The following is a 21940-nucleotide window of genomic DNA, read 5'->3' on the forward strand; positions in this document are numbered from 1 at the left end:
CGCCGGCCGGCGGCGGGGCCCTCGCCTCACGTCTCCACGCTGGGCCGCGAGGGCCCCGAGCCGCTGCCCCGCAGCCGGGCGGCCAGCGCCGCCAGTCGGGGATGGCGCTCACCGAGCTCGGCCGACCTGCGGTCGAGCTCCTGCATCAGCCGCTCACCGCGCTTGTCGACGTCCAGCTCGTCCAGGATCCGGTCGACCTCGCTCAGCAGCGCGCCGTGCAGCTGCCACTGGCGGGGATGCTCCTGCACGTCCTCCAGGAGCAGGTCGGCGACCCGGTCGCGGACGGCCCGCCCGTCGGCGAGGGCCTCGGTCAGCCGGGTCTCCGCCTCCTCGGCGCTGGCGGCCACCTGGGTGGTCGTCAGCCGGGCGAAGCTCTCCACGGCCCGCGCCATGTGCCCGAACAGCTCGCGCAGCAGCGCGGCCACGTCCGCGGGGACCAGCGCCTCGTCCGTACGGAACTTGGCGAGGTCCGTCATCGTGCGCGACAGCACGCGCAGCACCACGGCGCAGATCTCCAGGGTGTCCAGTCCGGTCCGCAGCACCACCCGGGCGAGCAGCCCCTGCCGCACCCGCGGGTTGAGCAGGAGGCTCTCCTCCGCCTGCCGCAGCGAGGCGTCGACCTCGACGATGGCGTGGTCCAGCCGGCGCGCCTCGTGCAGCCGGGCCGCCGCGTGCGCGACCGGCACGTGGCCGAGCCCGGCGACGTCGTCGCCCATGGCCCGCAGCATGCGCCCTATGTCGTCGGCCAGGCCCTCGATGGACGCCCCGGCGGGCTGCACCCACACGGGAGGGGCGAGCAGCAGGTTGAACAGCAGGCCCACCCCGGCGCCGATGAGGGTCTCCAGGATCCGGTGCCAGGCCGCGGAGCCCACCTGGGTGACGCCGAGCACCAGCATCGCGCTGATCGCCACCTCGGGGACGAACTCGCTCACCCGCACCAGGTGGCCCACGATCAGCGCGGCGAAGATGGTGAGGCCGAGGCTCCACCAGGTGAGGCCGACGAGCGCGCTGAAACCGATCGCGACGACCACGCCGGCGATGACGGAGTTCACGCGGCGGATCCCGGTGGTGAGCGTCGCGTAGAGGGTCACCTGCACCACGAGGAGCGCCGTCAGCGGGGCCGTCAGGGGGGCTGGTTGGGCGGGCAGCACCATGAGGGCCACCACGTAGGAGATGACGGCGGCCACCGTCGAGCGGAGGGTCTGCACGGCGACGGGTTCCCTGGTCCGTCGCACGAGTTTGAACACGGGGGCTGTCGATACGTCCGGCATCCCGTTCCCCTGCCCTCCCGTGTCGACCTGTCACTCCTGCAACTCCGGCTAATTCGGGTACATGACTGTCACTCCTGTCACGTCCGCCACTCGCATCAGGGTGTGTTTACCGTCGACCGGGCGTGGTACCGGCCGCCACATGAACCAAGGCACGCGCGTCGCCGTCGTCACCGGCGCCGACTCCGGGATCGGCCGGGCCACCGCCGTCCGGCTCGCCCGGGACGGCATGGACGTCGGCATCACCTGGCACACCGACCGTGAGGGCGGACTGCGGACCGCGCAGGAGGTGCGGTCGCACGGCCGCCGCGCCGCCGTGGCGCGGATGGACCTCACCGACCTGCCCGGGGCGGCCGGGGCCGTCGACGACCTCGCCGACGAACTCGGCAGGCTCGACGTCCTCGTCAACAACGCGGGCACCGGCACCGCCACGCCCTTCCTGGACATCGACTACGAGGCCGTGCGGGAGGTGGTCGACGTCGACCTGATCGGCCCCTTCCTCTGCGGCCGGCTCGCCGCCCGGCGCATGATCGCGCAGGGCGGTGGCGGGCGGATCGTCAACGTCACCTCCGTGCACGAGCACCAGCCCCGCGTCGGGGCCGCCCCCTACTGCGCCGCGAAGGGCGGGCTCGGGCTGCTCACCCAGGTCATGGCCCTGGAACTCGCCGAGCACGGCATCACCGTCAACGCCGTCGCCCCCGGCGAGATCGCCACGCCGATGACCGGCCAGGAGGACCGGGACGTGCACGCCGAGCGCCGGCCGGGCGTCCCGATCGGCCGCCCGGGGGACGCCCGCGAGGTCGCCGCGGTCATCGCCTTCCTGGCCGGGGAGGAGTCCTCCTACGTCACCGGGGCGTCGTGGGCCGTCGACGGCGGCATGCTCCGCATGGGCCCGATGGCCGGCTCCCACCTGGAGGGCGACGCCTGGCGGCGCCCCTGACCCCGTACCGCGGCCGAGCCCGTACCGGCCCCCGACCCCGTGCGGTCCGTGTGCCGGCCCCCGACCCCGTACCGACCCCTGGCCCCGTGCCGGTCCGTGTGCCGGCCCCCGCGCGAAGCGGCCCGCCCCGAGGCTTTGGGGCGGGCCGCCTGCGTACGCCGTCGACCTCGGGTCACCGCGTGACGACGAACCGCTCGTTCGGCACGCAGTGCGTCATCGTCAGCCCGGACACGTCTCGCGGCGGGTTGTCGCCGAGGTTGGCGAGCCGCTTGCGGTCCTCGTCCGTGAGGTTCTGGTTCGGCAGCGGCTCCAGCCCCGCCACGTCCCGCGCGGAGATGCCGATGCCCTCCCCGACCCGCTGCCCCAGCTCGTTCTCGACCAGCAGGAAGTGCCACACCATGCGCTCCTGCACCGGGCGGTCGCACTGCTTGAGCAGGGTGACGAAGTTGTGCACCAGGTCGTCGCGCTCCCACTCCTCCATGAGGCGGAAGCGCTGCCCCGCCTGGAGGTAGTCGTTGGTGCGCGGGATCCGGCTGCGGGTGAGCCGGCCGCGGATCTCGGGGCCCTGCTCGTCGTGGCCCGGGTGGTCCGCCTCGCTCAGCCCGCCCGTCACGGACGGCTCGTAGTTGACGATCGGGTTCTCGCCGCCGCCGTCCACGTGGTACGCCATCTGGCCGTCGCGCTGGTTGGTGCGCACCTCGGCGTTCTTGGCCTGGTTCACCGGGAGCTGCAGGTAGTTCGGGCCCACCCGGTAGCGCTGGGTGTCGCTGTACGAGAAGGTCCGCCCGACCAGCATCTTGTCGTCCGAGAAGTCCAGGCCGTCGACGAGCACGCCCGTGCCGAAGGAGATCTGCTCGTTCTCCGCGAAGAAGTTCTCCGGCATGCGGTCGAGCACCATGCGGCCCACCGGCTTCGGCGGGAACTCCTGCTCGGGCCAGACCTTGGTGTCGTCCAGCGGGTCGAAGTCCAGCTCCGGGTGCTCGTCGTCCGACATGATCTGCACGAGCAGCTCCCACTCGGGGTACTCGCCGCGCGCGACCGCCTCGTACAGGTCCTTGGTGGCGTGGCCGAGGCCCTGCGCCTGGACGTTCGCGGCGTCCTCCTCGGTCATGCTGCGCACGCCCTGCTTGGGCATCCAGTGGTACTTGACCAGCACGGTCCCGCCCTCGGCGTTCACCCACTTGTAGGTGTTCACGCCGAATCCCTGCATGTGGCGGTAGTCCGAGGGGATGCCGCGCGGGCTGAAGAGGTTGACCAGCATGTGCATGCTCTCCGGCGTCTGCGACATGAAGTCGAAGATCCGCCGCGGCTGCTGCTCGAAGGTGACCGGGTCGGGCTTGAGGGCGTGGATCACGTCCGGGAACTTGATCGCGTCCCGGATGAAGAACACGCCGAGGTTGTTGCCCACCAGGTCCCAGTTGCCGTCCTCGGTGTAGAACTTCACGGCGAAGCCGCGCGGGTCGCGGGCCGCCTCCGAGGAGTCGCGGCCGCCGATCACGGTCGAGAACCGCACGGCGAGGTCGGTGCGCTTGCCGCGCTCCTGGAACAGCTTGGCGCGGGTGTAGCGGCTGATCGGCTCGTCGCCCCACGACCCGTAGGCCTCGAAGTGCCCGTAGGCGGTGACGCCGCGGGCGTGGACGACGCGCTCCGGGATGCGTTCCCGGTCGAAGTGGCTGATCTTCTCCAGGAACTGGTAGTTCTCCAGCGTGGCCGGGCCCCGGGCCCCGACCGTGCGCTGGTTCTGGTTGTCGTGTACCGGGTGCCCCTGGCGGTTGGTGAGCACCTTCCGGCTGTCGTCCGTCACGATCTCCGACTCCTCTCGGGGTACTGCGCTGTCGGATTAATCCGATAAGTCGCAGTACCCCCGTTACCCGCCCCGAGGGTCGGCCTAACGGGCCGGGCCGCCCCGACCGGCGGCCGCCCCCTCCGCCGCGCCGGCCCCGGCCGCCGCCCCGGCGGGCTCGGGCACCGGCAGGTGGTACACGGCGAAGGCCCGTCCGAGCACCGGCTGCGCGACGTTGCGCACCCGGACGCCGCCACCCGTCATCCCGTGCTCGGAACCCATGTGCGCGTGGCCGTGCACGGCCAGGTCGGCGCCGGCGTCGTCGACGGCCTCCGCCAGCAGGTAGCTGCCGAGGAAGGGGTAGATCTCCAGCGGCTCGCCGGCCAGCGTGTCCGGCACCGGCGAGTAGTGCGTCAGGGCGATCCGCACGGCGCAGCCGTCCTCCTCCAGCCGTCGCAGCGAGGCGCCCAGCCCGTCCGCGCACCGGCGGGTGTAGCGGATGAAGGACTTCATCTCCGGCTCGCCGAACTCGCCGCCGCTGCGCCCGGCGAACCCGCCGCCGAACCCCTTGGTACCGGCGATCCCCACCCGCGTCCCGTCGACCGTCACGACCGTGCCGCCGCCCTCCAGGACGGTCACCCCGGCCTCCTCCAGCAGGCCGGTCACCTCGTCCTCCAGGTCGCTCTGGTAGTCGTGGTTGCCCAGCACCGCCACCACGGGCACCGGCAGCCCGGCCACCTCGCCGGCGACCACCCGGGCCTCCTCGACCGTGCCGTGCCGGGTCAGGTCCCCGGCGAGCAGCAGCAGGTCGGCGCAGTCGCCGAGCGTCTCGAACGCGGGCCGCAGGGCGCCGGCGCTCTCGGGGGACAGATGGATGTCACCGACCGCGGCCACCCGGATCATGAGAGCTCCTCGGGGTGGGTCGGGGCGTCCGAACAGGCCACCAGCAGGTCCTCGTGGAGCGGCAGCCCGGCCAGCTCCTCCCGGGCGATCCGCAGGACCTCGCTGCGGCAGGCGTCGCTGGAGACCGTCCCGTACAGCATGACGCCCGCGCCGCGCTGCTCGATCCGTACGCCCAGCTCGGCGATGTCGTCGCTGGCAAGCCGGTCCCGCAGGTGGGCGATGCGGTACTCGGCCGTGTCGGCACCGCTCATGCGGATGCCTCCCTCCGCTCGATCACGTTCAGCCGCTCCAGCAGGAAGAGGAACGCCTCCGGCATCGGGGCGCCCTCGTTCTCCCGGCGCAGCAGGTCCCAGTCGATCTTCTCCCGCAGCACCCGGGCGATCGGCAGGACGGACCCGAAGTCGCAGTGGTGCTCGGAGAAGGCCGCGAGCTGGCTGGCCATGAGGTCGGTCGGCGCGAGCACCGGCATGTGCACCGAGTCGACCGGCAGGACCTCCGCCCGCTCCAGCATCTCGACGGTGACAGGGTGCCGGGCCAGCTCGAAGATCAGGTCGATCTCCTCGCCGCGGCACGTGGCCTTGATCAGCCAGTCCTCCGGCGGCTTGCGCACCCTGATGCCGGCGTTCTCCAGCTCCCGCGTGACGGCCTCCTCGTCCTCCCGCAGGATGGCGAAGTCGGTGTCGTGCTGGAACCTGGCGGGCACCCCGTGCCCGTACGCGGCCACGCTGCCGGCGAGGGCGAAGCGGTGCCCCCCGGCCTTGAGCAGCCCGGCGACCTGCTTGGTCGCCTCCAGGATGGACTGCGTGCGGTCCGGCGGCAGGGGCAGGGGCGCCCCGCTCGCCAACTCGCCGGGCGTCGGTGCCACGGCCAGGTACGCGGCCTCGTCTGCGCGTTCCTTCACGGTCTCCGCCCCCTTCTTCGGACTGGGAGGGCGATCGGGTACCCCGCCCCGGCCCGGCGTATGCTGCCCGCCCGGCGATCACTCACCCGTCCGGTGGACGCAAGCCGCTTCCCGCCACCCGCACGGGCCCGTCCGGGCGGCTCCCACCGGTCCCGGGCACCCGTCCGCTCCGGGCCGGATCCGACCCGTCACGAGGCCCCGTCCGCGTCCGGGTCCGGCCCCGGCGGCGCGGCGGCGGCCGGGTCCAGGACGCGCAGCAGGAAGTCACGCGTACGGGCCTCCCTCGGCGCGCCCACGACCTGCCGCGCCGGGCCCTCCTCCACCACGCGCCCGGCGTCGAGGAACACCACCCGGTCGGCGACCTCCCGGGCGAAGCTCATCTCGTGCGTGACCACCATCATCGTCATGCCGTCCCCGGCCAGCCCGCGCATCACGGCGAGGACGTCGCCGACCAGCTCGGGGTCGAGGGCCGAGGTCGGCTCGTCGAACAGCATGACCTCCGGGTCCATCGCCAGCGCCCGCGCGATCGCCACCCGCTGCTGCTGCCCGCCCGACAGCTGCGCCGGGTGGGCGCCGGCCTTCGCGGCCAGGCCGACCCGCTCCAGGTTCGACCGCGCGACCCGCAGGGCCTCGGCCCGGTCGCGCCGCAGCACCCGGCGCTGCGGCAGGACGAGGTTCTCCTCCGCCGTCAGGTGCGGGAAGAGGTTGAACTGCTGGAAGACCATCCCGATCCGGCGCCGCACCGCGTCGATGTCGACGTCGGGGTCGGTCACCTCCGTACCGCCGACGAGGATCCGGCCCGCCGTGGGCTCCTCCAGCAGGTTCACGCACCGCAGCAGCGTCGACTTGCCCGACCCGGACGGGCCGATGACGCACACCACCTCGCCCCGCGCCACCTCCAGGTCGATCCCGCGCAGCACCTCGGTGTCGCCGAAGGCCTTGTGCAGGCCACGGACCTCGATCTCGGCACGCCCACCCGCGTCCATGGTCATCCGGCCTTCCCGGTACGGGCCTCGAGGCGGCGCACCACGAAGCTCAGCGGAACCGTCACGAGCAGGTAGCACAGGCCGGCCACGAGGATCGGCGTGGAGTTCGCCGTCTGGCTGGCCAGGTCCCGGCCGAACTTGGTCAGCTCCCGCTCCGTCAGCGTGACCCCGAGGAACAGCACCAGCGACGAGTCCTTGAAGAGCAGCACCAGCTCGTTCGTCAGCGGCGGGATCACGATGCGGAACGCCTGCGGGATGATCACGGACACCATCGCCCGCCCGTGCGAGAAGCCGAGCGACCGCGCCGCCTCCATCTGCCCCCGGGGCACCGCCTGGATGCCCGCGCGGATCGTCTCCGCCATGTACGCGGCGGCGACGAGCCCCAGTCCCAGCGCGACCTTGCCGTACGTCCCGCCCGGGATCGCCGTGCCGGGGAACGCCAGCGGCACGGCCACCCCGACGAAGATGAAGATCAGCAGCGCCGGCAGGCCCCGGAAGAGTTCGATGTACACCGTGGCGAGCCACCGGTACGGCGCGACCGACGACAGCCGCATCAACGCCACCAGTAGCCCCAGCAGCAGGCCGAAGACGAAGCCGGACACCGTGTACACGACCGTGTTGCGCAGGGCCGTGGTGATGATCTCCGGGAACAGCTGCCGCGCCAGGTCCACCTGCGCGAACTGGTTGCGCAGCCGCCCCCAGTCCGCCTGGAGGGCGACCACCGCGACGACGGCGACGAACAGCGCGTACTGCAGGCCCTGCGAGACGCGCCGGCGCTGGCGCCTGGTCAGCCGCGAGGTCACGGGCGCGCCTCGGGCAGCGGGCCGATCCACTCCTCGTACAGCTTGTCGTACGTGCCGTCGGCCTTGGCGTCCGTGATCGCCTTGTCGATCGCCGCGCGCAGCCGGTCGTTGCCCTTCTTCACCGAGAAGCCGTACCGCTCACCGGTGTCGACGTTCTCGCCCAGCACGAACGCGGCGGCGTTCGCCTTGTCCTTCAGCCACCCCTGCACCACCGGGTAGTCGATGACGACCGCGTCGACCTGCCCCGTCCGCAGGCCGTTGAGGACGGCGTCGGAACTCTCGAACGCGACCGGGTCGAAGCCCTGGCTCTTGGCGTGGCTCTCGCCGGTCGTCTCGGCCTGCGCGCCCAGCCGCAGCTTGCGCGCCTTGACCTCCGCGAGCGTCCGCACCCCGCTCCGCCTGGACGCCAGGACGGCCTGGGTGGCGTCGAAGTACGGCACGGAGAAGTCGACGTTCTTCTTGCGCTCGTCGGTGATGGTCATGCCGGCGGCCGCCAGGTCGCACTCGCCGGAGTTCAGGAACGCCCCGGTCTTGAAGTTCTCGAACGGCGTGTCCAGGATCTCCTGTTCGACGCCGAGGTCCTTCGCCACCAGGTCGACCAGGGCCACGTCGAACCCGACGACCTTCCCGCCCCGCTCGAACTGGAACGGCGGGTACGGCAGGTGTGTACAGGTGGTCAGCTTGCCCTTCTCCACCACGGGGACGCCGCCCGCGGCCTCTCCGGGGCCCTCCCCGCCGGACGAGCAGCCGGCGGTGAGGAGCAGCGCCGCCGGGACGGCGGCGAGGGCGGCGCGGACGCGGGTGCTCGTGCGGCCGTCAGTCGTCGACACGGTGGACCTCCAGGGGCGCGGGCGGCGGACGCGAGGGGGGAGCCGTCGGCGGCGATCGTATGCCACGAACGTCACGACATGGCGGAGATCGCCCGATTCCACCGTCCGGTTCCGGCCGGGTGATCCGCCCGGCCGAACGCACGCCCGCGGAACCCGGCGGGGACCCGCCCGCAGTGATCACCGTCACCTCCGGCGGCGCCCCGTGGACAGCGCCCGCGGGGGCGGCCCCATGCTGGGACCGTGTTTCCGATACCCCCTCAGATACCGGGCCCCGCCGGCCGCGGCCACATGGTCGTCTGCGGCGACGACGCGCTGGCCGACCGCCTCGCCGACGAGCTGAACGACGTCTACCGCGAGCGGGTGACCCTCGTCGTGGCCGGGCGCCGCGAGGCCGCCCCGCACCGCCCCGACGGCCGCGCGGGCCGCGGCCCCTTCGCCCTGTTCGGCCGGGTCTCCGCGGCGATGGCCCGGCCCCCCGGCGCGGCCGACCCCCGGGCGGGCGGCCCGACCGGGCGCGCCGGCAGGACGGCGCCGACCCCCGCGCCCCCCGCCTCCCCGTACGACACGCTCGGCGGCGGGGGGACCCGCCGGACGGTCGAGGTCGTAGAGGTCCGGGAGACGGACGAGGCGGTCCTCGTCGCCGCGGGCGTCGAACACGCCGCCGCGCTCGCCCTGGTCCACGAGGACGACGAGACCAACATCCGCACCGCGCTGCTGGCCCGCCGCCTCAACCCCCGGCTGCGCCTGGTCATCCGCATGTACAACCGCCGGCTCGGCCAGCACCTGGAGCAACTCCTCGACCAGGCCGCGGCCGTCGCCGTGCCGGACATCGACCCGGAGGTGCTGGACGCCTCCACCACCGTCCTGTCGGACGCGGACACCGCGGCGCCCGCCCTGGCCGCCACCGCCGTCGCCGGTACCAGCAAGATCGTCCACGCCGGCGGGCTGCTGCTGCGGGCCGTCGAACGCACCCCGCCCGCCCCCGGCGAGGTCGCCGACCCGGGCCTGTGCACCCTCGCCCTGCTCTCCTCCACGGCCAGCGACCCCGCGGGCAGCGAGGGCGCCGACAGCAGCGGCGAGCAGGGCCCCCGCCTCCTCCCCGACGACCGGGCCGCCGCCTCCGCCACCGGACGGGGCAGCGTGGTCCTGGAGGCGATCACCTACGCCGGGCCGAACCTCCCCGCGACCCGGCTGCCCGCCTCCTCCCTCCCGCTCGCCTCGCTCTTCTCACGCCGCCTGCGCTGGTCGCTCACCGGCCTCTTCGGCGCCGTGGCCGCCATCGCCGTGGCGACCTGGCTCACCACCGACCACCACCCGCTGCACGCCGCCTACCTGACGATGCTCGACATCTTCGCCATCGGCGACCCCGCCCTGGAGGACCCCGCCGAGCGGCAGGTCCTGCAGATGCTCGCCGGCTTCGTCGGGCTCCTCCTGCTGCCGATCCTCGTCGCCGCGCTGCTGGAGGCACTGGGCACCTTCCGCACCGCCACCTCGCTGCGCCGCCCGCCGCGCGGGCTCTCGGGCCACGTCGTGCTGCTCGGCCTCGGCAAGGTCGGCACCCGGGTCCTGACCCGGCTGCGGGAACTGGGCATCCCCGTCGTGTGCGTCGAGTCCGACCCGGAGGCCCGCGGCATCGCCACGGCCCGCCGGCTGCGCGTGCCGGTCGTCCTCGGCGACGTCACCGAGGACGGCGTCCTGGAGTCCGCCCGCGTCCACCGGGCCCGCTCGCTCCTCGCCCTGACCAGCGTCGACGTCACCAACCTGGAGGCCGTGCTGTACGCCAGGTCCGTCCGCCCCGACCTGCGGGTGGTGCTGCGCCTGTACGACGACGACATCGCCACCGCCGTCTACCGCACGCTGCGCGCCGCGCACCCCCGGGCCCTCACCCGGAGCCGCAGCGTCTCGCACCTGGCGGCGCCCGCCTTCGCCGGCGCGATGATGGGCCGACAGATCCTCGGCGCCATCCCGGTGGAGCGGCGCGTCCTGCTCTTCGCCGCGGTGGTCGCGGCGCGCCACCCGGAGCTCGCGGGCCGCACCGTCGCCGAGGCGTTCCGACCGGGCGCCTGGCGCGTGATCGCCCTGGACCCCACCGAGCCGGGGGAGCGCCGCCCCGACCTGACGGCCCTGGACGCCGACGACACCGACCGGCGGACCGGCCTCGTGTGGGACCTGCCCCCCGGCTACGTCCTGCGCCCCGAGGACCGCGTGGTGCTGGCCGCGACGCGCCGGGGCCTCGCCGAACTCCTCGGCCGCCGGCCGTAGACGCGCGCCGGGCGCGCCGGGCGGGACCGGCGGGCGGGCGCCGCCCATGGATCCGGCGGGCGGACGCGGCCGTGGCGGACGGACGGGCGGGCGGCGTGCCCGGTGGAACCGGCGGGTCGGCACGGCCGTCCCGTACGGGCGGGCGGCGGGCGGCGGGCGCGGCCCGTGCGGGCGGGCTGCCGTGCCGGGTGGCATGGCCGCGCCGGGAGGGGAGCCCGGCCGCCTAGGCGGGGTCCCGCGGGCCGCGCCCGGCGCCGTCCCGCGACGGTCCCGGTGGCGCGCCCTGACCGCGCAGGGCCGCCGCGAGGCTCAGCAGCCGGGCCTCGTTGCCCGCCAGGCCCGCCCGCCGCAGCGCCTCGTCGGCCTCCGCCATGGGCGACGACAGGTACGCTCCGGCCAGGGGCGCGAGGCCCGGGTCCGCCAGCACCGCCCGCGCCGTCTCCACCAGACGGAGGTAGGCCTGCGCCGCGGCGCGCTCCCGCATCGTGAGGCTGGTGGTCATCTCTCGCTCCCTGTCGACGGCTGTCCGGCCCCCACTGTCGCGCACGGCACTGACAGTCAGCCCGCGCCACTCCCGCCCAGGTGCGCCAAGAGCCGTTCCACGAAGACCCGCTGACCCGCCACCAGCCGCTCGGCCGCCTCCTCCGGGGTGCACCAGGCGACCCGGTCCACCTCCGGGAACGCGCGCGTCTCACCCGACCCGCGCGGCCACTCCATGGTGAACGTCCCCGGCACCACCAGCGCCGGGTCCAGGTCGCCTTCGACGGCCCACACCGTGACGACCTTGCCGCCCGCCTGGCGCGCCTCCCCGAGCGGCAGCGGCGGCCCGTCCGGCGCGGGGAGGCCCAGCTCCTCGGCGAACTCGCGGCGCGCCGCGGCCTCGGGCGCCTCGTCGTCCCCGTACTCGCCCTTGGGCACCGTCCAGGCCCCCGCCTCCCGCTCCGCCCAGTAGGGGCCGCCCATGTGGGCGAGCAGCACCTCCGGGCGGCCACCGGACGTACGGAACACCAGCAGACCCGCGCTGCGCTTCACGACCATGGCGCCAGTGTGCCCGCCGCACCCCGCCGCGCCGCGTTACCGTCGTCCGGTATGCGACACGACCACCCCGAAGGCCGCGAAACCCCCACCGGCACCCCCGCGGAGGCCCGCCGCGAACCCTCCGGCTCCTCCGGTCGTCCGGGTCCTCCAGCCGCCTCGGGCTCCGCGGGTGCCTCCGGCACTTCAGGGCCTTCCGGCCCCGACGACCCGGCGTTCCCCGACCGTGCCGGGCGCGCGGCGGCAACCCTGGGCGCCCTGGACGCCGAGGTGGCGCGGTGCCGGGCCTGCCCGCGGCTGGTCGCGTGGCGCGAACAGGTGGGCCGGGAGGGGCGCCGCGCCTACGCGGGATGGGAGTACTGGGCCCGCCCGGTCCCCGGGTACGGCCCCGACGACGCCTCCCTGCTGGTCGTCGGGCTCGCCCCGGCCGCGCACGGCGGCAACCGCACGGGCCGCATGTTCACCGGCGACCGCTCCGGCGACGTGCTGTACGCGGCACTGCACCGCCTCGGCCTCGCGAGTCAGGCGGAGGCGGTGCACCGCGACGACGGGCTGCGCCTGCGCGGGGTGCGGGTGACCGCCCCGGTCCACTGCGCGCCGCCAGCGAACCGGCCCACGCCCCGCGAGCGCGACACCTGCCGTCCGTGGCTGGCCCGGGAGCTGGAGCTGGTGCGCCCCACCGTGCGGGCCCTCGTCGTGCTCGGGGCCTTCGGCTGGCAGGCGGTGTTCCCGGCGCTCGCGGCGGGCGGCTGGACGGTGCCGCGCCCGAGGCCGCGCTTCGCGCACGGCGCCCGGGTGCGGCTGCCGGCCCGGGACGGCGGGCCGGACCTGGAGGTGTTCGGCTGCTACCACGTCAGCCAGCGCAACACCTTCACCGGACTGCTGACGCCGGACATGCTGACCGACGTCCTGGGCGCCGCCGCCCGCGCCGCCGGCCTCCCACCGGCCCCGTGACCCGGACCGCGCGGGAGGCCGCGCGCCGGACGGTGGGCGGGCCCCGGACCGCGGGCCGGGGCGCGGCGGGCCGGCCCGGCGGGCGGCGGGCGGCCGCAGGGCTCAGCCCGTGAACTCGTACGTCAGCGGCGCGGATTCCGGCGCGAAGCGGATGTCGGTCACCTCCAGCACGTGCCCGTGCTGGTCGTACACCTCCCGGTGGACCGTCAGGCAGGCCGCCGCCGCGGGCGCCCGCACGCCGATCGACTCGCGCCGGGTGAGCCGCAGCCCCGCCCGGTGCATCCAGTGGTACAGCAGCCGGAGGTCCGGACGGCGCCCCACCCGCGCCTCCGGCCGCCGGTAGCGTCCGAGTTCGGGCACCTCGGTCAGCGCGTACCGGGAGAAGCGCGAGACGGCGTGCCGCTCCACGGAGCCGTCCGCGCCGAAGACCCGCTGCCGGTGCACCAGGGAGGACTCGCCGGGCGGCAGCCCGAGCAGCCCGGCGGTCTCCGCGGGGGCCGCCTCCCAGGTCAGTACGGCTTCGGCGGGCCGGTCGCGGCCGCCTCCGCCGCTGGGGAACTCCAGCAGCCCGGGTGCCAGGACGGGGCCGGAGCAGCCGCTTGCCGCATCGGCGTCCGCCGCGTAGGTGCCGCGCCGGTCGGTGACGACGAGCCCCTCGTCGCGCAGCAGCCGCAGCGCGCTGCGCACGGTCTGGCGGTTGACCCGGAAGCGGTCCACCAGGGAGCGCTCGGAGGGGAGCCGGGAGCCGGGAGCGACGCGCCGCCCGGTGAGATCGTCGCGGAGAGCCGCCGCGACCTGGAGGTAGAGCGGAAGCGCCGCGGAGGCGTGGGGTTCAGCCATGTTCAACCCTCAAATTTCGCTCAGCGTAGCTGAATGAGCCGTGTCGGTGAGCACATCCCTATCATTGGTCTAAACCTATTAGGAAGGGGAGCCCCGGCATTCCCCACCGCGCCGCCCGAACTCTGGCCGAAACGGATTCGCGGGGAGCCGCCCGGGTACCCGGGCCAGCGCATGCCGCAAGGACGCCCCGACGGAGGGAGGACGGCGCCATGAGGGCCGTGACCTGGCAGGGAAAGCGCGACGTCCGGGTCGAGGACGTCCCCGATCCGCGCATCGAACAGCCCACGGACGCCGTCATCCGCGTCACCTCCACCGGACTGTGCGGCTCCGACCTCCATCTGTACGAGGTGTTCGGCCCGTTCATGACGCCCGGTGACGTCCTCGGCCACGAACCCATCGGCATCGTCGAGGAGGTCGGCCCGGACGTGCCGGACCTGCGGCCCGGCGACCGCGTCGTGGTGCCCTTCCAGATCGCCTGCGGCAGCTGCTGGATGTGCGTGCGCGGATTGCCCACCCAGTGCGAGACGACCCAGGTGACCGGGGAGGGCATGGGCGCCGCGCTCTTCGGCTACTCCCGGCTCTACGGCTCCGTCCCCGGCGCCCAGGCCGAGTACCTGCGCGTCCCGCAGGCCCAGTTCGGCCCGATCAAGGTGCCGCAGGGGCCGTCCGACGACCGGTACCTGTACCTCTCCGACGTCCTGCCGACCGCCTGGCAGGCCGTCCGGTACGCCGACGTGCCGCCGGGCGGCTCCCTCGCCGTCCTCGGGCTCGGGCCGATCGGCGAGATGTGCTGCCGCATCGCCCTGCACCAGGGCGTCGAACGGGTCGTCGGCATCGACCTCGTCCCCGAGCGGCTCGGCCGGGCCCGGGCGCGCGGCGTGGACGTCCTGGACCTCACCGCCTTCGACGGCCAGGACGAGCTGGTCGCCGCCGTACGGGACCTCACCGGCGGCCGGGGCCCCGACTCCGTCGTCGACGCCGTCGGCACCGAGGCCCACGGCAGCCCGGTCGCCAAGGCCCAGCAGCAGGTGGCCGGGCTGCTGCCGCGCGCGTGGGCCGCCCGCCTCCACCAGAAGGCCGGCTCCGACCGGCTCGCCGCCCTCTACCTGGCCATCGAGCTCGTGCGCCGCGGCGGGACCATCTCGCTCAGCGGCGTCTACGGCGGCGCGGCCGACCCGCTGCCGCTGCTGACCCTCTTCGACAAGCAGGTCCAGCTGCGCATGGGCCAGGCCAACGTCCGCCGCTGGGTGGACGAGATCCTGCCGCTGCTCACCGACGACGACCCGCTCGGCGTCGACACCTTCGCCACCCACCACCTGCCGCTCTCCGACGCGCCGCACGCCTACCGCATGTTCCAGCGCAAGGAGGACGGCGTCAGCAAGGTCGTCCTGCGTCCCTGACCGGGCTCAGTGGTCGTCCGCGGCGCGCCACAGGGGCGGCTGCCGGGGGCCTTCCGGCGCCGCCCCGAAGAGGACCGCCCGCGCCACGGCCGGCGCGAACAGCGCCGCCGCCGGCTCGGTCAGCATCACCACCGACCGGAAGGCCCGCCCCACCTCCGGGACGCGCGGCGCCCGCGCCACCACCCGGCGCATGTACCAGTCGGCGGCCCGGCCCAGCGGCCCGGGGGCCGGCGTCCCCCCGGCCACGCCCGGCATCTTCCTGTCCGCGCCCGCGGAGATGTCCCACGCCTGCCGCGACGCCGCGCACAGCGCCCGCTGCACGCGCACCGTCGTCGGCGTGCGCCGCCGGTCCGCCAGCGCGTCCCGCAGGGCCACCGCCGTCAGCGCCGCGACCGCCATCCCCTGGCCGTAGACCGGGTTGAAGGTGCACAGGGCGTCGCCGACGGCGAGGAAGCCCGCCGGCCGGCGCCCGGGCCGGTCGTAGCGGCGCCTGACGTTGGCGGTCCCGCGGAAGCCGTGCGCCGCGGACACCGGTTCCGCCTTGGCCAGCCAGTCGCGCACCAGGGGGTGCGGCAGCCGGCCGGCGAACTCCTCGAACGCGTCGCCGTCCGTCGGCGGCTCCTGGCCCCGCAGGCCCGACAGGGTGACGACGAAGCGGCCGCCCTCGACCGGCAGGGCCACCCCGCCGTACGTCTGCTCCGGATTGGGGATGATGTTGAAGCCCAGCGCGTCCGTGTCGGCGTCGTGCCGCTCGTTGCGGTAGAACCGGGTCGCGTACGCCAGCCCCGTGTCCAGGACCTCCTCGAGGGGCGGCTCGGCGCCGAGCGCCGACAGCCATCCGGGCGCCCGCGACCCCCGCCCCGACGCGTCCACGACCAGGTCGGCGTCGATCGTCCGGGGCTCCGCGTCGCGGCCCGCGCCCCGCTCGCGCACCAGGACGCCCCGCACCCGGGCGGCGTCGCCGGTGAGGCCGACCGCCTCGGCCCCCTCCACGGCGGTGATCCTCGGGTCGGCCAGCACGCGCCGCCGCACCACGTGCTCCAGCAGCGGCCGCGACGCGCTCAGGATGTGCGCCGTCGCGGGCGTGCGCCGGTACCACCGGCCCCCCTGCCACTGCACGAGGTCGGCGGGCATGCCGACCCGGGGCGCGCCGGCCGCCGCGACCTCGTCGACGACACCCGGCAGCAGCCGCTCGATCGCCTGCCGGCCACCCTCCAGCAGCACGTGCAGGTGGCGGCCCTGGGGCACCCCGGGCCGGGGTTCGGCCTCCTGGGGGAAGCGGTCGCGCTCCACGACGGTGACCTGCTCCGCGTGGTCGGCCAGCGCCCTGGCCGCCAGGAGCCCGGCGACGCTCCCGCCGATCACCACCGCGTGCCGTGTGCCGCCCGCCGCCTGGTGACCGCTGCCCAACTCGTCGACCATGTCCGCCCCTTCACGTCGCAGAACCGGGAGCGACCAGTATCCACGGTCCGCCGCCGCGCGATGGGCGGCCGGGCCGCGAACCGTTCAGCTCCCCGCGCCCCCCGGGCCGCGCGCGCCCCCGCCGCGCTCCGTGCCGCCCCCGTCCGGCGCGGTGGCCGGCAGGGCCGCCACGCCCGCCAGCGCCTCCGTCAGCCACGTGACCCAGAAGCGCTCCAGCTCGATGCCGCCGCGCAGGACGAGGTGGCGAAGCCGGTCCGGCTCCGCGTCGCGCTCCGGGGGGAACTGACGCCGCTCCATGGCCAGGTACTCCTCCAACTGCGCCCGGTGCAGCTCCAGGTGGCGGCGCAGCTCCTCGGCCATGCCCTCGGTCCCGACCACCGCCGCGGCGCGCAGCCGCAGCAGCAGGGCGCTGCGGATCGGCTTGGGGTCCTCGACGCGCCGCGTCCAGTCCGCCAGTTCGGCCCGGCCGGCGGGCAGCACCTCGTACTCCTTGCGCTGTCCGCGCGCCGGCGCCGTGGCCGACAGGGCGCGGATGTGGCCGGCCTGCTCCAGCTTCCCCAGCTCGCGGTAGATCTGCTGGTGGGTCGCCGACCAGAAGTAACCGATGGACCGGTCGAACCGCCGGGTCAGTTCGAGTCCCGAGGACGGCTTCTCGAGCAGAGCGGTGAGGATCGCGTGCGGGAGTGACATGCCCGCATCCTAGGGACCGGGCCGACCGGGCCGCCCTGCCCGGGCGGGGTGCTGCCGGCGCCGGACGCCCTACAGGGTCGCCGCGAGGCGGGTGCCCTGGTCGATCGCCCGCTTGGCGTCCAGCTCCGCGGCGACGTCGGCGCCGCCGATCAGGTGGGCGCGGACGCCCGCGGCCGTCAGCTCCTCGTACAGGTCGCGGCGGGGTTCCTGGCCGGTGCACAGGACCACGGTGTCGACCGGGAGGGTGCGCGCCCGGCCGTCGACGGTGATGTGCAGGCCCTCGTCGTCGACGCGCTCGTACGACGCCCCGGCGACCATCTCCACGCCCCGGTGCCGCAGCTCCGTGCGGTGGATCCAACCGGTCGTCTTGCCCAGTCCCGCGCCCACCTTGGTGGTCTTGCGCTGGAGCAGGGTCACCTGCCGCGGCGCCCGCGGCCGCTCGGGCGCGCGCAGGCCGCCGCGCTCGCCGTAGGCGGTGTCGACGCCCCACTGGCGGAAGTACGTCTCGGCGTCGCGGCTCGCGCCCTCGCCGCCGTCCGTGAGGTACTCGGCGACGTCGAAGCCGATGCCGCCGGCGCCGAGGATCGCGACGCGCTCGCCGACGGGCACGCCGCCCCGCAACACGTCCAGGTAGCCGACGACGCTCGGGTGGTCCACGCCGTCGAGGTCCGGGACGCGCGGGGTGACACCGGTCGCGACGACCACCTCGTCGTACCCGTCCAGCATGCCGGCCGAGACGCGGGTGCCCAGGCGCACCTCGACGCCCCGCAGGTCGAGCTGGGTGCGGAAGTAGCGGAGCGTCTCGTCGAACTCCTCCTTGCCGGGGACCCGCCGGGCGACGTTCAGCTGGCCGCCGACCTCGTCGGCGGCGTCGTAGAGGACCACCTCGTGGCCGCGCTCGGCCGCCGACACGGCGCAGGCGAGGCCGGCCGGGCCCGCGCCCACGACGGCGACGCGCCGGCGCAGCCGGGTGGGGGAGAGGACCAGTTCCGTCTCGTGGCAGGCGCGCGGGTTGACGAGGCAGGAGGTGATCTTCCCGCTGAACGTGTGGTCCAGGCACGCCTGGTTGCAGCCGATGCAGGTGTTGATCGTCTCGGGGCGGCCCGCGCGGGCCTTCGCCACGAACTCCGGGTCGGCGAGGAAGGGGCGGGCGAGGGACACCATGTCGGCCCGGCCGTCGGCGAGGACCTCCTCGGCCACCTCCGGCGTGTTGATGCGGTTGCTCGTGACCAGGGGCACGGAGACCGCCCCCATCAGCCGCTTCGTGACCCAGGTGTACGCGGCCCGCGGCACGGACGTGGCGATGGTGGGGATGCGGGCCTCGTGCCAGCCGATCCCGGTGTTGATGATCGTCGCGCCGGCCGCCTCGATCTCCTTGGCCAGCGCGACCACCTCCTCCAGCGACGACCCGCCGGGCACCAGGTCGAGCATCGACAGCCGGTAGATCAGGATGAAGTCCTCGCCCACCCGCTCGCGGGTGCGGCGGACGATCTCCAGCGGGAAGCGCACCCGGTTCTCGTACGAGCCGCCCCACCGGTCCTCGCGGTGGTTGGTGGCCGCGGCGATGAACTCGTTGACGAGGTACCCCTCCGAACCCATGATCTCGACGCCGTCGTAGCCGGCCGACTTCGCCAGCTCCGCCGCCCGTGCGTAGTCCTCGACCGTCTGCTCGACCTCGGCGTCCGTCAGGGCGTGCGGGACGAACGGGCTGATCGGGGCCTGGAGGGCGCTCGGCGCCACCAGTGCCGGGTGGTAGGCGTAGCGGCCGAAGTGGAGGATCTGCATCGCGATCCTGCCGCCTGCCGCGTGCACGGCCTGCGTCACGACGCGGTGCTGCTCCGCCTCCTCCGGGGTGGTCAGCTTGGCGCCGCCGTCGTAGGGCCGGCCCGCCTCGTTCGGGGCGATGCCGCCCGTCACCATGAGGGCCGCCCCGCCGCGGGCGCGGGCGGCGTAGAAGGCGGCCATCCGCTCGAAGCCGTTCTCCGCCTCCTCCAGGCCGACGTGCATCGACCCCATGAGCACCCGGTTCGGCAGGGTGGTGAAACCCAGGTCCAGGGGGCTGAGCAGGTGCGGGTACGGGGTCGTGGTCGGGGTCATGAGGGGCGCCTCCTCGCGCGCGGTGTCATCGCCCCTGTTGTAGACGACCGCGACCGCTTTATGCAACAAGTTGCACAACGATCGCGGCGTGAGGTGCGCTACGTCCCCGCAGCCGCGCCGCGCGGCGCGCCCCCGCTCCGGCCCTCAGCCGCGGCGCGCGAGGTGCGCCCCCCACGCGTCCAGCCCCTCCGGCGTGCACGGCACCGTCCCCCACGGCGTCGCCTTCCCGCCGCCCGGCGGCGCGGCGGCGCCCGCCTCCGGCAGCCCGTGCGCCCGCAGCAGCCGGGCCACCGCCATCGCCCACGGCCGCCGCAGCCGCGCCGCGGCCAGCAGCTCCGCGTCCGCCAGCAGCTCCTCCACCGGGCCCGTGCGCACCCCGTCCGGTGTGAGCACCGCCGCGTCGTCCGCCCAGCGCAGCGCGAGGTCCACGTCGTGCGTGGCCATCACCACGGTCGTCCCCGAAGCCCGCAACCCCTCCAGCACCGCGAGGAGCCGCTCCTGCCCGTGCGGGTCCAGCCCGGCCGTCGGCTCGTCCAGGACGAGCACCCGGGGCCGCATGGCGACGGCCCCCGCGATCGCCGCCCGCTTGCGCTGCCCGTACGACAGCAGGTGCGTCGGTCGGTCCTCCAGCGCCACGATGTCCAGGGCCTCCAAGGCCCCGCGCACCCGGTCGCGGACCTCCTCCTCCGGCAGGCCCAGGTTCATCGGGCCGAACGACACGTCCTGCCCGACCGACGCGGCGAACAGCTGGTCGTCCGGGTCCTGCACCACCAGCTGCACCGCCATCCGCAGCCGGGTCAGGCCCGCGCGGTCGTACGCCACGTCCTCGCCCGCCAGCCGCAGCCGCCCGCTCGCGCACCGCAGGCCGCCGCTCAGCAGCCGCAGCAGCGTCGTCTTGCCGCCGCCGTTGCGGCCCAGCACCGCCAGCGACCGCCCCTCCGGCACCGCGAAGTCGATCCCGCTCAGCACGGCGGGACCGCCCTCGTAGGCGAACCCCGCTCCCACCAGCTCCACCACCGGCGACCCGGTCATCACACCACCCGTTCGAGTCCGAGGGCGGCCGCCACCAGCACCGCCAGCAACACCGCCGTGGCCGCCAGGAAGCGGCGGTCCAGCCGCGCCGGGGGCACCAGCACCCGCAGCGTCCCGTCGTAGCCCCGCCCGGCGAGACCGCTCTGCAGCCGCGCCGCCCGGTCGAAGGCCCGGACGAACGCGGTCGCCCCGAGGCCGGCCGCCGACCGCCACGCCGCCGCCCGGCTCGCCGTCCCCAGCCGCGCGGCCTGCGCCTGCCGGATCCGCGCCACCGCGTCCAGCAGCAGGAAGCCGATGCGGTACATCACCAGCGCCACGTCCACCACCGGCGCGGGCACACCCGCCCGCACCAGCCGGGGCAGCACGTCCGAAACGGGCGTGGTGAACGCGAAGAGCAGCACCCCCAGCGACGCCGCCGACGAGCGCAGCAGCAGCTCCCCGGCCCGCTCGGCACCGCCGGGCGCGGGCGCCACCCAGCCCGCCGGGCCGCCCACCTGGAACAGCAGCGGCACCACGCCCGTGACACAGAAGCCGAGCGGCACCCGCCACGCCCGCCACAGCTGCCGCGGCGCCACCCCGGCCGGCCCCAGCAGCACCACGACGGCCACCACCGCCACCAGCGCCGCGCCCGGCCACGGCGGCAGTGACACCGCGCAGACCGTCAGACCGAAGCCGAGCACGGCCTTCTCGCCCGGGTGGCGGCGCCGCCAGCGGCTGCCGTGCGCCGCCACGTCGATGGGCAGCACCCCGCTACTCCCCGCCCGCCGGGGGCCGCCCGGCCGCCCCGGCCCGCTCCTCACCCTGCCGGCGCCCGCGGCGCAGCCCGAAGTAGTACGCCAGCACCCCGGCGCCCAGCGCGGCCTGGAGGGAGAACAGCGCCGACTCCACCTCGCCCGACGGCGGTTCGTACAGCGGGCTGAACCACGGCTCGTAGTCGGGGGCGTTCTCGGTGATCGCCACCTCCGCCTGGGCGTCCGCGCCCGCGAACGGCTCCTCCTTGTGGTCGCCGAGGCCCAGCACCAGCGGCAGCACCGCCAGCACCACCACGACCAGCAGCAGCAGCGCGTTGATCCTCGTGTTCCGGCTCATCGGACCGCCGCCTCCTTCGCTCCGCCCGCCGCGGGGAGCACGCCGAGCCGGGCCAGCTCGCCCCCGCTCGACTGCCGCAGCAGCCGCATCACCAGCACCGTCAGCAGGCCCTCGCTCACCGCCAGGGGCAGCTGCGTCACCGCGAAGATCCCCCCGAACTTGGCGAGCGCGCCCGTGAAGCCGCTGCCCGGGTCGGGGAACGCGAGCGCCAGCTGCACGCTCGTCACGCAGTACGTGGACAGGTCCGCCGCGAACGCGCCGAAGAAGACGGCCACCATCAGCGGCGCCCCGCAGCGGCGCAGCAGCCGGTACAGCCCGTACCCCGCCCACGGTCCGACGACCGCCATCGAGAAGGCGTTGGCGCCGAGCGTCGTCAGACCGCCGTGCGCCAGCAGCAGCGCCTGGAACAGCAGCGTGATCGTGCCGAGCACGGCCATGACGGGCGGCCGGAACAGGATGGCGCCGAGACCCGTACCGGTGGGATGACTGCAACTGCCCGTCACCGACGGGATCTTCAGCGCGGACAGGACGAACGTGAACGCCCCGGCCGCGCCCAGCAGCAGCGTGGACTCGGGGTTGGCCCTGACCTCCCGGGTCAGCGCCCGAACGCCGTGGACGACGAACGGAGCGGCCGCCAGTGTCCAGGCGACCGCGTGTTCCCGGGGTAGGAACCCCTCGGCGATATGCATGTGTGGGAGACCCTCT

The 21940-nt window shown here is 75.1% G+C and carries 22 protein-coding genes; 4 read left to right on the plus strand and 18 right to left on the minus strand.

Annotation, left to right across the window (positions count from 1 at the left end; genetic code table 11):
* Positions 1–26: 26 nt before the first annotated feature.
* Positions 27–1271, minus strand: coding sequence for an aromatic acid exporter family protein (locus LPA54_RS09610; protein ID WP_228975801.1), 1245 nt, complete (start codon positions 1269–1271; stop codon positions 27–29).
* Between the two features lie 139 nt (positions 1272–1410).
* On the opposite strand from LPA54_RS09610, the gene LPA54_RS09615 reads away from it, so the two are divergent.
* Complete coding sequence (locus LPA54_RS09615; protein WP_228975803.1) at positions 1411–2208, plus strand: SDR family oxidoreductase; 798 nt, start codon at positions 1411–1413, stop codon at positions 2206–2208.
* Between the two features lie 172 nt (positions 2209–2380).
* On the opposite strand, the gene LPA54_RS09620 is transcribed toward LPA54_RS09615, so the two are convergent.
* From LPA54_RS09620 to LPA54_RS09650, 7 genes are all read right to left on the minus strand, one after another.
* The gene (locus LPA54_RS09620) at positions 2381–4012 is read right to left on the minus strand and encodes a catalase (RefSeq protein ID WP_228975807.1); all 1632 of its coding nucleotides are present in this window, start codon (positions 4010–4012) and stop codon (positions 2381–2383) included.
* Positions 4013–4096: 84 nt separating this feature from the next.
* On the minus strand, positions 4097–4894 hold the full coding sequence (locus LPA54_RS09625; RefSeq protein ID WP_228975809.1) for a metallophosphoesterase: 798 nt from the start codon (positions 4892–4894) through the stop codon (positions 4097–4099).
* A complete protein-coding gene (locus LPA54_RS09630; RefSeq protein ID WP_228975811.1) occupies positions 4891–5145 on the minus strand; it encodes a hypothetical protein in 255 nt (84 codons plus the stop codon). Before LPA54_RS09630 ends, LPA54_RS09625 begins: the two co-directional genes overlap by 4 nt.
* Positions 5142–5765 carry a nucleotidyltransferase family protein gene (locus LPA54_RS09635; protein WP_228975983.1) on the minus strand — a complete coding sequence of 208 codons (624 nt, stop codon included), beginning with the start codon at positions 5763–5765 and terminating at the stop codon, positions 5142–5144. Before LPA54_RS09635 ends, LPA54_RS09630 begins: the two co-directional genes overlap by 4 nt.
* Before the next feature lie 218 nt (positions 5766–5983).
* Positions 5984–6787 carry an amino acid ABC transporter ATP-binding protein gene (locus LPA54_RS09640; RefSeq protein ID WP_228975813.1) on the minus strand — a complete coding sequence of 268 codons (804 nt, stop codon included), beginning with the start codon at positions 6785–6787 and terminating at the stop codon, positions 5984–5986.
* The gene (locus LPA54_RS09645) at positions 6784–7584 is read right to left on the minus strand and encodes an amino acid ABC transporter permease (RefSeq protein ID WP_228975816.1); all 801 of its coding nucleotides are present in this window, start codon (positions 7582–7584) and stop codon (positions 6784–6786) included. Before LPA54_RS09645 ends, LPA54_RS09640 begins: the two co-directional genes overlap by 4 nt.
* Positions 7581–8414, minus strand: coding sequence for an ABC transporter substrate-binding protein (locus LPA54_RS09650; protein ID WP_228975818.1), 834 nt, complete (start codon positions 8412–8414; stop codon positions 7581–7583). Before LPA54_RS09650 ends, LPA54_RS09645 begins: the two co-directional genes overlap by 4 nt.
* Positions 8415–8702: 288 nt before the next feature.
* Between LPA54_RS09650 and LPA54_RS09655 the strand changes: the two genes are divergently transcribed.
* Entirely contained in the window at positions 8703–10676 is a 1974-nt protein-coding gene (locus tag LPA54_RS09655; RefSeq protein WP_228975985.1) for an NAD(P)-binding protein, read from the plus strand.
* Positions 10677–10899: 223 nt separating this feature from the next.
* Here LPA54_RS09655 and LPA54_RS09660 read toward each other — a convergent pair whose 3' ends face one another.
* Together LPA54_RS09660 and LPA54_RS09665 are read right to left on the minus strand one after the other, a co-directional pair.
* Complete coding sequence (locus LPA54_RS09660; protein WP_228975820.1) at positions 10900–11178, minus strand: hypothetical protein; 279 nt, start codon at positions 11176–11178, stop codon at positions 10900–10902.
* 56 nt (positions 11179–11234) lie between these two features.
* A complete protein-coding gene (locus LPA54_RS09665) occupies positions 11235–11714 on the minus strand; it encodes an NUDIX domain-containing protein (protein ID WP_228975821.1) in 480 nt (159 codons plus the stop codon).
* 51 nt (positions 11715–11765) lie between these two features.
* Between LPA54_RS09665 and LPA54_RS09670 the strand changes: the two genes are divergently transcribed.
* Positions 11766–12665, plus strand: a complete 900-nt coding sequence (locus tag LPA54_RS09670) for a uracil-DNA glycosylase (protein ID WP_228975823.1) — start codon at positions 11766–11768, stop codon at positions 12663–12665.
* A gap of 102 nt (positions 12666–12767) precedes the next feature.
* On the opposite strand, the gene LPA54_RS09675 is transcribed toward LPA54_RS09670, so the two are convergent.
* Positions 12768–13505 (minus strand): GntR family transcriptional regulator, encoded by a 738-nt coding sequence (locus LPA54_RS09675; RefSeq protein WP_228975826.1) that lies wholly within the window; start codon positions 13503–13505, stop codon positions 12768–12770.
* Positions 13506–13714: 209 nt separating this feature from the next.
* Between LPA54_RS09675 and LPA54_RS09680 the strand changes: the two genes are divergently transcribed.
* Positions 13715–14905, plus strand: a complete 1191-nt coding sequence (locus LPA54_RS09680) for a zinc-dependent alcohol dehydrogenase (RefSeq protein ID WP_228975828.1) — start codon at positions 13715–13717, stop codon at positions 14903–14905.
* A gap of 6 nt (positions 14906–14911) precedes the next feature.
* Here LPA54_RS09680 and LPA54_RS09685 read toward each other — a convergent pair whose 3' ends face one another.
* The 7 genes from LPA54_RS09685 to LPA54_RS09715 all read right to left on the minus strand — a co-directional run bounded on the left by LPA54_RS09685 (position 14912) and on the right by LPA54_RS09715 (position 21924).
* On the minus strand, positions 14912–16327 hold the full coding sequence (locus tag LPA54_RS09685) for an FAD-dependent monooxygenase (RefSeq protein WP_228975830.1): 1416 nt from the start codon (positions 16325–16327) through the stop codon (positions 14912–14914).
* Positions 16328–16411: 84 nt separating this feature from the next.
* Positions 16412–17017 (minus strand): PadR family transcriptional regulator, encoded by a 606-nt coding sequence (locus tag LPA54_RS09690; protein ID WP_228975831.1) that lies wholly within the window; start codon positions 17015–17017, stop codon positions 16412–16414.
* 69 nt (positions 17018–17086) lie between these two features.
* Positions 17087–19114, minus strand: a complete 2028-nt coding sequence (locus LPA54_RS09695; RefSeq protein WP_228975835.1) for an FAD-dependent oxidoreductase — start codon at positions 19112–19114, stop codon at positions 17087–17089.
* A gap of 144 nt (positions 19115–19258) precedes the next feature.
* Positions 19259–20146, minus strand: a complete 888-nt coding sequence (locus LPA54_RS09700) for an ATP-binding cassette domain-containing protein (RefSeq protein WP_228975838.1) — start codon at positions 20144–20146, stop codon at positions 19259–19261.
* Positions 20146–20892 (minus strand): cobalt ECF transporter T component CbiQ, encoded by a 747-nt coding sequence (gene cbiQ, locus LPA54_RS09705; RefSeq protein WP_228975840.1) that lies wholly within the window; start codon positions 20890–20892, stop codon positions 20146–20148. Before cbiQ ends, LPA54_RS09700 begins: the two co-directional genes overlap by 1 nt.
* Before the next feature lie 4 nt (positions 20893–20896).
* Positions 20897–21235 carry an energy-coupling factor ABC transporter substrate-binding protein gene (locus LPA54_RS09710; RefSeq protein WP_228975841.1) on the minus strand — a complete coding sequence of 113 codons (339 nt, stop codon included), beginning with the start codon at positions 21233–21235 and terminating at the stop codon, positions 20897–20899.
* Entirely contained in the window at positions 21232–21924 is a 693-nt protein-coding gene (locus LPA54_RS09715) for an energy-coupling factor ABC transporter permease (RefSeq protein ID WP_228975843.1), read from the minus strand. Before LPA54_RS09715 ends, LPA54_RS09710 begins: the two co-directional genes overlap by 4 nt.
* Positions 21925–21940 lie beyond the last annotated feature (16 nt).

It is taken from the genome of Streptomyces sp. DH12, assembly GCF_020873895.1.
GTDB lineage: Bacteria > Actinomycetota > Actinomycetes > Streptomycetales > Streptomycetaceae > Streptomyces.